Below are 8,720 nucleotides of genomic sequence, written 5' to 3'. Positions count from 1 at the left end.
ATTTGCTCAAGTGTTTCGGTTTGCGCACCAGCCTGATTCGGCTGAAGGTCATCGACGCCCTGCTCACCGCTGCCGACAACCAGCGCACCCTGGGGGTGCGAGGTGTACACAGCCATTTGCTCGACCTGGGCATCCCGCTGTCGTTTCTCAGCGTGCGTGAGGTGCTCAAGCGCCTGTGCAGCGAGGGCGTGATAACCCTTAATGCAGATAAAAGCTACAGCCTCCATGAAGAGGCTGCCAAAGTGCTCGACGGTCGCGCCTGATTCACACGCCTGAATCAGAAGTGAGGCTTGACCTTGCGGCGCATGATGCCGTTGATCACTACCACGGTTACCGCCACGGCAATGGCGATGTACTGGAACGTTTTCTCGCTGATAACCCCGGTGTTCTGCAGGTAGGACAGGCCAAACATCGTCGCCAGTACGGCCAGGGCAATCAGAATCGAATATTTCAAACGCTGCTTTTGGGTCATGACGGGTTCCTGAACCTTGAGAATGTATCCACTTTGTATCGTCAACCATGCCAAGCACATACCCAGTGAGCGGGATGGATTGGGGGCGACAGGGTCCTATGTTACAGGCGATGTAAAAGTTTGGCTTGTGCCACGCCTGATTGAACCTGTCGGTACCTTAGAGGATTTTGAGATGTTACGTCGAATCACACTGCTGATTCCCTTGCTGATCATGCTGAGCATGAGCGGCTGCTTCTTTTTCCCACACGGCGGCGGTGGCGGCTGGCACGACCATCGCTACGACGAAGGCCGAGGCTACGACCACCGTTGATTGAATAGCGTCTCGCTTTCCAGGCCGGAGAGCGAGACGCCTGCTTTGCACCTGCCTGCATGACTGACTGATGCGACGTCACGGCCGGACATTGTTTTTTTTGCTCACGCTTGCAAGCCTTTTCGCCAGGAACGGTTTGTGCTGATTCGCACACCCATCGGTGCGCCTCGGGCAACGCTGTATTGCTTTGCCTGCGCTTCCATGTGCACATCAGACAGGTGAACAATGACGATTTCCCGCAGCAGTTCGCACCCTCTCGCCTACACCCCGCCGCCCCTCTCGACCGACCCACTGAAACCTCTGCCGCTGCCAGTGGCCAGGCCTCCAGCGCCCGCATCGCCAAGCTCGGACAGCCTTCAGGTGTTGAAATTGGCGGCACCCACCCAAGCGCTTGGCGAAGATGCGACTGACCCGTCCTTTGGCAATTTAGCCGGCGCATTGTCATGGCCCGTCCCCCTGAGCGTAAAAAACCAGCGCGAGGTCGCTAACGTGGTCGCTGGCAACAGCGCCAACCTGCCGGGCTTGCCCCTGCAATTCCCCCGAGGGAGCGCACTGGCCTACCTGGGCGGTGCGGTTTCGTTGCCGAAAACCGACGGGCAAGACCCCGCCGGCGTGGTGAAAAAACTGCTCGCTTCGCCCAGAGCGCAAGCCTTGGGCGAAGCGATCCGGCTTAAGGTCAAGGGCATTGCCACAGAGCGCAGCACTCAGGATTACCTACTGGCGGCACTTCACCTGGGCCTTGATCCCGAATCGATTGAGCAGCCCGTGCGAAACCATGTCGCCGGATTTGACCTGATGGCCGACACGCTCTGGGGGCGGTCGCCCGCCGTCGTTGTCAGTGCGCTGGGGGAGCATCTGAACGGCCAAGGCAAGACGTCCAATGCCACGGCGGCAGTGGGCGCCCACCTGTTGCTGGCACGGGTTGCGCCGCAGTTTCTGGTCAGGAACATCCCCGACGGGGTCGGCGTGGGCAGCCAGGCATGGGTAAACCTGTGCCTGGCGGTGGCGCGCCTCGAAGTTGAAACACCCGGCAAGGCTGCGTTCATGAACTTCAGCGACGTCATGCAAGAGGCCCAAAGCGCACCGCACGCCAGTGAGTCCGTACAAAAAGCCGCCCTGATCGATTGGGCCATTGCCAATCAGGTGCTTGAACAGCAGCACGCACCTTACTCCGACGACCAGATCGAAATCGCGCGCGCAGCCTTCAATCAGCAGCAAAGTGCGCTGAAGGCCGCCTCCGAACGGCTGGAAGCGCCGATGCCGAATCGAAAAGCCATGGCCCTGGCGTTGCTGCAAAAAACGTTCGGCAATGACATCGACTTTGAAGCCAAGTCCTTGCGCATCACCTATGTACCCGAGGCCAGGGCCAATCACTTCAGCCTGCCTTATTCGATGCTGGACATCACCATGCAGGGGCTCAAGCTCGACGACAACTGGCGAGTGCTTGCGGGCAGCGACCTCGACCTCAACGCCTTCCGTGAATTTACCCGCAGCCCACCCTTCAATATCCCTGAGGCCTTTGACCGGGCGTTTGCCGAGGTCACCCAAACCTACAAAGGCATCAAACACAGCCTGTTGATGAACGCCATCACGCACTTGCCGCTGGAAGACAGGGTTCAACTCAACCAAGGCACGCTCCGGTTTTTCAAGGAAAACGCTTACAGACGCTCGCTCGTTCCCTTTGTCGGCGACAGCCTGTTCCACTCAAGCCCGACGATTTTCGTGCAAGCCGAGTACGCCGGCAAAACACGCTCGTATGCCTTCGACACGGTCAAGGGCACCGTGCGAGCAACCCTGCCACACCCCGCTGATCGCGAGCCCGCCTATGTCTCGGATGAAGTCACCCGGTTCGAGGCGTTTTACCCCGACAAATCCTGCCATACCCTCAACACGTCAGGGCCCACGGGCCCAAGGCCCAATCATTTCCAAAACCCGCGAATCCAGGACATAGCCGCGACAGTCGTCAAAGGCTTGGACATCGACAGTGATACGGTCAAACGTCAAGCCGCAGGCAGAACGCCGACCGAACAACATCGTGACAGCCTTAACGCGATGGGCGATTTTTTACTCGACCTCATCCCCCTGCGGTCCGCCCTCGTCAACTTTCACAACGGCAACTATCAGGACGGCGTCACCGACCTGGCGTTTGATGTATTTGGGTTTGTCACCGCTGGCATTGGCATGGCGTCGAAGCTGGCAAAAGTGGCAGGCAAGGCCGGCAATGCGCTCACCAAATTGACCCATGGCAGCCGAATAATCGGAGCGACCGCCCTCAGTGCCTTCAACCCGCTGGGTGGCCTGGGCGACCTGACGGTAGGTGCCGGCAAACTCGCCATACAGGCCTCGGACGCCCTGAGCAGCGGCACCCAGCGCTTGCGCGGCATGGCCTCCGGCGCGGACCTCGCGTATGCCAGTGCCCGGTTTGATGCAGCGGCCACAGGCGCGTTCAGCGTAGGCGAAAAAGCCATCGTCGGCAGTGCGGTAAAACACCAAGGCCATTGGTATGCATTTGATGCGGACAGCCTGCAGCCCTACGGCCCACCGCTAGCGGATTTCAACCCCACCGACACGTTAATGCCGCCCACACGCACAACGCACACGCATACCCCCGAGCGCGTCACGCCCTATGCAACGCGCGCGCCTCACCCACACGAAGGCGCAATCAAAGAACCGCTGCCGGCCGGGGATTACGTGGAAAACACCGTCGGCAAACTGGTACCGGGGCATTTCATCCCGGGTGATGGCCTGGAGCAGACCAAAGCACTGTTTACGCACCAGATGGAGAACTACCATAACGCCATAAAGGCCGCAGGCGCCTTATTGCCGCCGCCGCCCCTCCCGGTTCTGCCCAGGCAAACCAGCCCGGCAAACCTGATCAGCGAAGCGTTGAAAGTGTCACAGGGTCTGGTATTTGGAGAGAGCCACTCGCAGATGGCCAGTTTTAAACTGTTGATGGCCAACCTGCAGACGTTCCAGGCCCAGGGCGTCAAGAAGGTCTACTTCGAAGGCATGATTGACCTGCCGCCCTTTGGCCCGGTGGACGACGGCATCAGCAGTCTGGGCAGCCTGAAAAACGGACGGACCAACCCGACGTTCACGGAGCTCAGGGACGCGTTCAAAAAGCATGGCATGGAGGTCTTGCCGCTGGATCATTACTACCTCACACGCCACAAGGACGAGCGCCCCTTTCGAGCGCGCACCGTCCAGGGCCTCAACTCTGAAGTACGCCTGAAGGAGTTCAATTACTACGCCGCAGAAACGATCCTGGCGGACGCAGGTACCGACAAGTGGATCGCCCTGGTCGGCAACGCGCACATGAACACCTCCGAAGGCGTGACAGGCCTGGCGGAAATGACCGGCAGCCTGGGCATCGGCGTCTTTGACAACAAAAATGTGCCGGCCTCCGTGGGGTTCCGGGATACGCGGCACATCCCTGACCCCACTCAACCGTTAAAGCGCGGCGACCTCCCAGGCAACCTGCATATCTACGTCAAGCCTTAATGCACCCAGCGCTGGTGCAGCCATCGCGCCAGCGCATCGAGTGCGAACCCCAGCAACCCGATCAACAACACCATCGCCATCAGCTCGGAATAGGCCAGCCGATCACGGGTATCGAGAATGTAGTAGCCAAGCCCTGCACTCACGCCGAGCATTTCGCACGGCACCAGCACGATCCATAAAATGCCGATGGCCAGCCGCACGCCGGTCAATATATGCCCCACCACCCCGGGAATGATCACCCGGCGCAAGGTTTCCCAGCGCGTGGCGCTCAAGCTTTTGCTCAACTGCAACCACCGTGGGTCGAGCTGACGCACGCCGGCGGCGGTGTTGAGCATGATCGGCCACACGGCGGCAAAGGCCAGCAGGAAGTAGATCGGCTGGTCGCCGACGCCCATCAACATCACCACGATGGGCATCCAGGACAGCGGCGAGATCATCCGCAAAAACTGAAAGGCCGGCGTCGTCGTCGCCTCCAGGTTGCGCGAACTGCCCACCAGCAACCCCAGCGGCACCCCCACCAGCAATGCCAGGAACAGGCCGACGAAGATGCGCTTGAGGCTGACGGCGATGTGCAGGTACAGCTCACCCCGGCCCATCAATTCCCACAGGCTGCTGAAGGTGGCGGCGAGCGAAAAGCGTGCCGACAAACCGTCGGCATCGCCAAATATTTTCACGCCCAGCCACCACACCACCAACAAACCTGCCAAGCCGCCACTACCAAGCAGCCAGCCCGGCAAGACGGCGGTTTTGCCGTTGTTCAAACGCCAATCTCCTCTTGCCGCTCATAGCCATCCGGCAAACCGAAGGTCTTCATGCCGCCGACGGCTTCGATCGCGTTGCGCACAAAGCGGTCGTCCACCAGGTCTTTGGCGACGAAGGCCGGGTCGAGGCCTGCGAGGAATTTCTTGTCGCCTTCGATCAAGGTGTCCTTCAAGCGGCGCACCAGTTCCTCGGTGTAACTGGGGAACGGATACGGCTGGAAGTCGATGCGGTGTTCGTCCCAGTTGGCGTGCTGGATCGCACCGTCAGCCAGGTAGGCGGCGCGGTCGCCAGCGGCCGGGGCCAGCACCTTGCTCAGCACCGGCTCGGCGTGCGGTGTGTAACGGTTCGGGCCGTCCTTGGACAACAGCTTCACCGCCTCTTCGCGGTTATCACGGGTCCACACTTGCGCCTTGACGATGGCGTTCACCACCTTCTGCGACCACTCCGGGCGGTTGGTCAGGTCATGCTCGTGCATGAACACCACGCAGCACGCATGGTTGCGCCACACATCGCCGGTAAAGCGCTGCACGCGGCCAACCTTGAGGTTTTCAGCGAGGGCGTTGAACGGCTCGGCGACGATATAACCGTCGATGCGCTTGCTGGCCAGGGCTGGCGGCATGTCCGACGGCGGCAACACAATCAGGTTGACCTCGTTGGCGGCAATCGCCGAGCCGGCGGCACGCGCCACTGGCGTCAGGCCGTTGTCGCGGAACAGTTGCTGCACCACCACGTTGTGGATCGAGTACCAGAACGGAATCGCTACCGATTTGCCGCCCAGTTGTTTCACGTCGGTAATCCCGGGGGACACTGTCAGGCCCGACCCGCCGACGTGGTTCCAGGCCACCACTTTGGCCGGTACGTTGCTGGCGTAGCGCGCCCACACCGTCATCGGCGACAGCAGGTGAATCACGTTGACCTGGCCCGAGATAAACGCCTCGATCACTTGCGCCCAGCTGCGCAGCAGCACCGGGCGTTCGGCCTTGATGCCTTCGGCCTCGAACAGGCCATTGTTGTGCGCCACCAGCAGCGGCGTGGCGTCGGTGATCGGCAGGTAGCCGATGCGTACCGGCGCGTCCGGCTCGCTGGCGGCGCGGGCTTGCAAGCTGCTCAGCAGCGGCAAGGCACCGGCGGCACTGAGCACCGCCGACAGTTTGAGAAAATCACGGCGCGAGTGGGTCAGGTCATCCAGACACATGGCTTGGCTCCAGCAGTTCAAGGGGGTTGGGTTGAGGGCGGCTCGCCTGCCGTAAGGTTTTCAAAATGTCGATGCGCAAGGCGCCGATGGCTTCGACCTGTTCTTCGCGCGGTTGCGCCAGGTCGATGTGCCATTCGCCCAAGGTCCGCGCCGGGCGGTTGCCCAGCAGCAGGATGCGGTCGGACAACAGCAGCGCTTCATCAATATCGTGGGTGATCAGCACGGCGGCCGAACCTTGCTCACGGTTGACCTTGAGCAACAGGTGCTGCATGTCGGCGCGGGTGACTTCGTCAAGCGCACCGAAGGGCTCATCGAGCAGCAACACTTGCGGCTGACGCGCCAGGCAGCGTGCCAACGCGGTGCGCTGGGCCATACCACCAGACAGTTGCGCGGGAAATTGCAGCCGGGCGTGCGCCAGGCCGACGGCGGCGATGGCGTGGTCGACACGCTCGCGCCGTTCTGCCTGGCTCAAATGCGGCTGACGGGCGAAGTCCAGGCCAAACGCGACGTTCTTTTCCAGGTTCAACCACGGCAACAGGCTGGGGTCTTGAAACGCAACCGCGACCCGTGGGTGCGGGCCGCTTAACGGTTCACCCAGCACCTGCACGCTGCCGCCCTGCGGCGCCTGCAAACCGGCCAATACGCGCAGCAGGCTGGATTTGCCGACCCCGCTGGGGCCGAGGATCGACACCACTTCGCCAGGCTGCAGGTGCAGGTCAAAGCCCTGCAACACCGGGCCACTGGCATACCCCAGGCAAATGCCCTGGGCGCTCAATACCGCCTGGCTCATAGGTTGGCCTGGCGTTGCAGCTCGGTGCGCAATTGAACCAGGCTTGGCGTCACGATCGGCACAAACGCCGACTCACGCCAGCGCCGCGCAAACCCGCTGCCATGGGCGGTCAGGTAGGCCTTGCCGCCGCTGGCTTGCAGCTCAAGCTGCACGGCGCTGGCGGCGGTTTCCGCGAGGGCGATTCGCAGCTTGAACAAGGGCACCGGCTCTGCCGCGAAACGCCCGCTGAGCAGGCCTTTCTTCAGGTCACTGACCAGGTGATCCAGGGTCACGCGCAAGGCTTCCAATTCTTCACGCAAGACCGTACGGCTCGCTCCCAAATGGTTGGCGACCTCCGCCAGCGAACGACGCGCCAGGCCGATCGACATGCCGCATTGCAAGCCCAGGAAGGCCGGGCGTACAGCCGGTAGAAACTTGCGCGCATCCTCATGCAGCAACCAGTCGCGGCTCAGCTCCACGCCTTCCAGCCCCAGCGCTGCGGTGTTGCTCGACTGCAGCCCTAATAACTCCAGGTCGCGCGAGCGTTGCAGCCCCGCCACCGAGTCGGGAATCGCCAGAATAAATGGCGCGCCGCCGCCCGCATGCTCAATGGCCGCCGCCGCGACAAAACCGTTCTTGCGCAGGTTGGTCACCCAGTGCAGGCGACCGTTGAGGGTCCAGCCGTCGTGCGTCGGCTCGGCGCTGATTTGCAGCGTCTCGATACCCGACAAAAACTTCATCGCATTCGACAACCCGGTCGCCCCGGCCAGCGTGCCGTTGAGCAAATCCGGCAACAGTTGCTCGCGCAAACGCTCATTGGGGCTTTGCAGCAAATACTCGATAAAGGAGCGCTGGCCCCAGCACACAAACGCTGCCGCCAGGGAATGGCTGGCAACATTGGCGATGGCTTCCACGGCACCGGCGACGTCGCCGCCCAGGCCGCCGAGGTGGGTGGGCACACCGACGCGTAACACATTGGCTTCTGCCAGCCTTGGCAGCACTTCCTGTGGATCGCAACTGCCCACATCCAGGGCCTGCGCTTGAACATCGAGCCAACGGCTCAAGATAGGGTCAAGCATTCATGTTTCTCCTTTTTACAGCACGTGTTAAAGCACTCAAACCAGGCGCGGCGCGGGTGCGCCTTCAGCTGGCCGGTTTTTCCCAACGGTATTGCGCCAACTCAGGGTTCAGCGGTGTACGGGCGAACACGTTAGCGAAGTTGCACAGGGTTGCCAGGCTCACGCCCAGAATAACCTCCAGTGCGTGACCGTCGGTGTAACCGGCGGCACGGAACGCTTCAAAACCTGCGTCGCTGACATCTCCACGGGTGGCGATGACTTCGCGGGTGAACGCCGCGAGTGTTTCATATCGCGCATTCGGCAATTCGCCGCGCTGGCGCAAGGCGTCAATGACGTCCTCAGGCAACTTGGCCTTGTTGCGTGCCACGGCGGTGTGGCCGGCCACGCAGAAATCGCAGCCATGGGTGGTGGCGGCAATCAGCTGCACCACTTCACGGTCGGCCAGGCTCAGTTCAGCCTTGGCGTTGAGGCCCGAAACGGTGATGTAGGTTTCCAGGGCCGCCGGTGCATTGGCCAATACCGCCAGCAGGTTAGGGATGAAACCCGAGCCTTTGAGGGCGTTTTCCAGGAAGGGCTTGGCCGCTTCCGGGGCGGTTTCAGGGGTGAGCAACGGTACACGGGACATGGAGTGG

9 protein-coding genes are annotated in these 8,720 nt (G+C 61.6%); 3 read left to right on the top strand and 6 right to left on the bottom strand.

Annotated elements, in window-relative coordinates:
* On the top strand, window positions 1-263 hold a 263-nt coding region (locus tag WBB95_RS30000), incomplete at its 5' end, for a fe2+ zn2+ uptake regulation protein (protein WP_424490882.1).
* Window positions 264-277: 14 nt separating this feature from the next.
* On the opposite strand, the gene WBB95_RS29995 is transcribed toward WBB95_RS30000, so the two are convergent.
* Entirely contained in the window at window positions 278-472 is a 195-nt protein-coding gene (locus WBB95_RS29995) for a hypothetical protein (protein WP_424490881.1), read from the bottom strand.
* Window positions 473-644: 172 nt separating this feature from the next.
* Between WBB95_RS29995 and WBB95_RS29990 the strand changes: the two genes are divergently transcribed.
* Together WBB95_RS29990 and WBB95_RS29985 are read left to right on the top strand one after the other, a co-directional pair.
* Window positions 645-782: a hypothetical protein gene (locus WBB95_RS29990; protein WP_424490880.1), complete on the top strand. Its 138-nt coding sequence runs from the start codon at window positions 645-647 to the stop codon at window positions 780-782.
* A 489-nt stretch (window positions 783-1,271) separates the two neighbouring features.
* On the top strand, window positions 1,272-4,283 hold the full coding sequence (locus WBB95_RS29985) for a hypothetical protein (protein ID WP_424490879.1): 3,012 nt from the start codon (window positions 1,272-1,274) through the stop codon (window positions 4,281-4,283).
* Here WBB95_RS29985 and WBB95_RS29980 read toward each other — a convergent pair.
* The 5 genes from WBB95_RS29980 to WBB95_RS29960 form a co-directional block, all read right to left on the bottom strand.
* Window positions 4,280-5,020 carry an ABC transporter permease gene (locus WBB95_RS29980; protein ID WP_424490884.1) on the bottom strand — a complete coding sequence of 247 codons (741 nt, stop codon included), beginning with the start codon at window positions 5,018-5,020 and terminating at the stop codon, window positions 4,280-4,282. The genes WBB95_RS29985 and WBB95_RS29980 overlap by 4 nt on opposite strands.
* Window positions 5,021-5,040: 20 nt before the next feature.
* Window positions 5,041-6,240, bottom strand: coding sequence for an ABC transporter substrate-binding protein (locus tag WBB95_RS29975; RefSeq protein WP_424490878.1), 1,200 nt, complete (start codon window positions 6,238-6,240; stop codon window positions 5,041-5,043).
* Window positions 6,227-7,030 carry an ABC transporter ATP-binding protein gene (locus WBB95_RS29970; RefSeq protein ID WP_424490877.1) on the bottom strand — a complete coding sequence of 268 codons (804 nt, stop codon included), beginning with the start codon at window positions 7,028-7,030 and terminating at the stop codon, window positions 6,227-6,229. The genes WBB95_RS29975 and WBB95_RS29970 overlap by 14 nt, the downstream gene beginning before the upstream one ends.
* Window positions 7,027-8,088 (bottom strand): acyl-CoA dehydrogenase family protein, encoded by a 1,062-nt coding sequence (locus WBB95_RS29965; protein WP_424490876.1) that lies wholly within the window; start codon window positions 8,086-8,088, stop codon window positions 7,027-7,029. Before WBB95_RS29965 ends, WBB95_RS29970 begins: the two co-directional genes overlap by 4 nt.
* Before the next feature lie 64 nt (window positions 8,089-8,152).
* Window positions 8,153-8,713, bottom strand: coding sequence for a carboxymuconolactone decarboxylase family protein (locus tag WBB95_RS29960; RefSeq protein ID WP_424490883.1), 561 nt, complete (start codon window positions 8,711-8,713; stop codon window positions 8,153-8,155).
* Window positions 8,714-8,720 lie beyond the last annotated feature (7 nt).

The organism is Pseudomonas sp. (assembly GCF_049645325.1).
GTDB lineage: Bacteria > Pseudomonadota > Gammaproteobacteria > Pseudomonadales > Pseudomonadaceae > Aquipseudomonas.
This window is presented reverse-complemented; position numbering and strand designations above follow the sequence as displayed.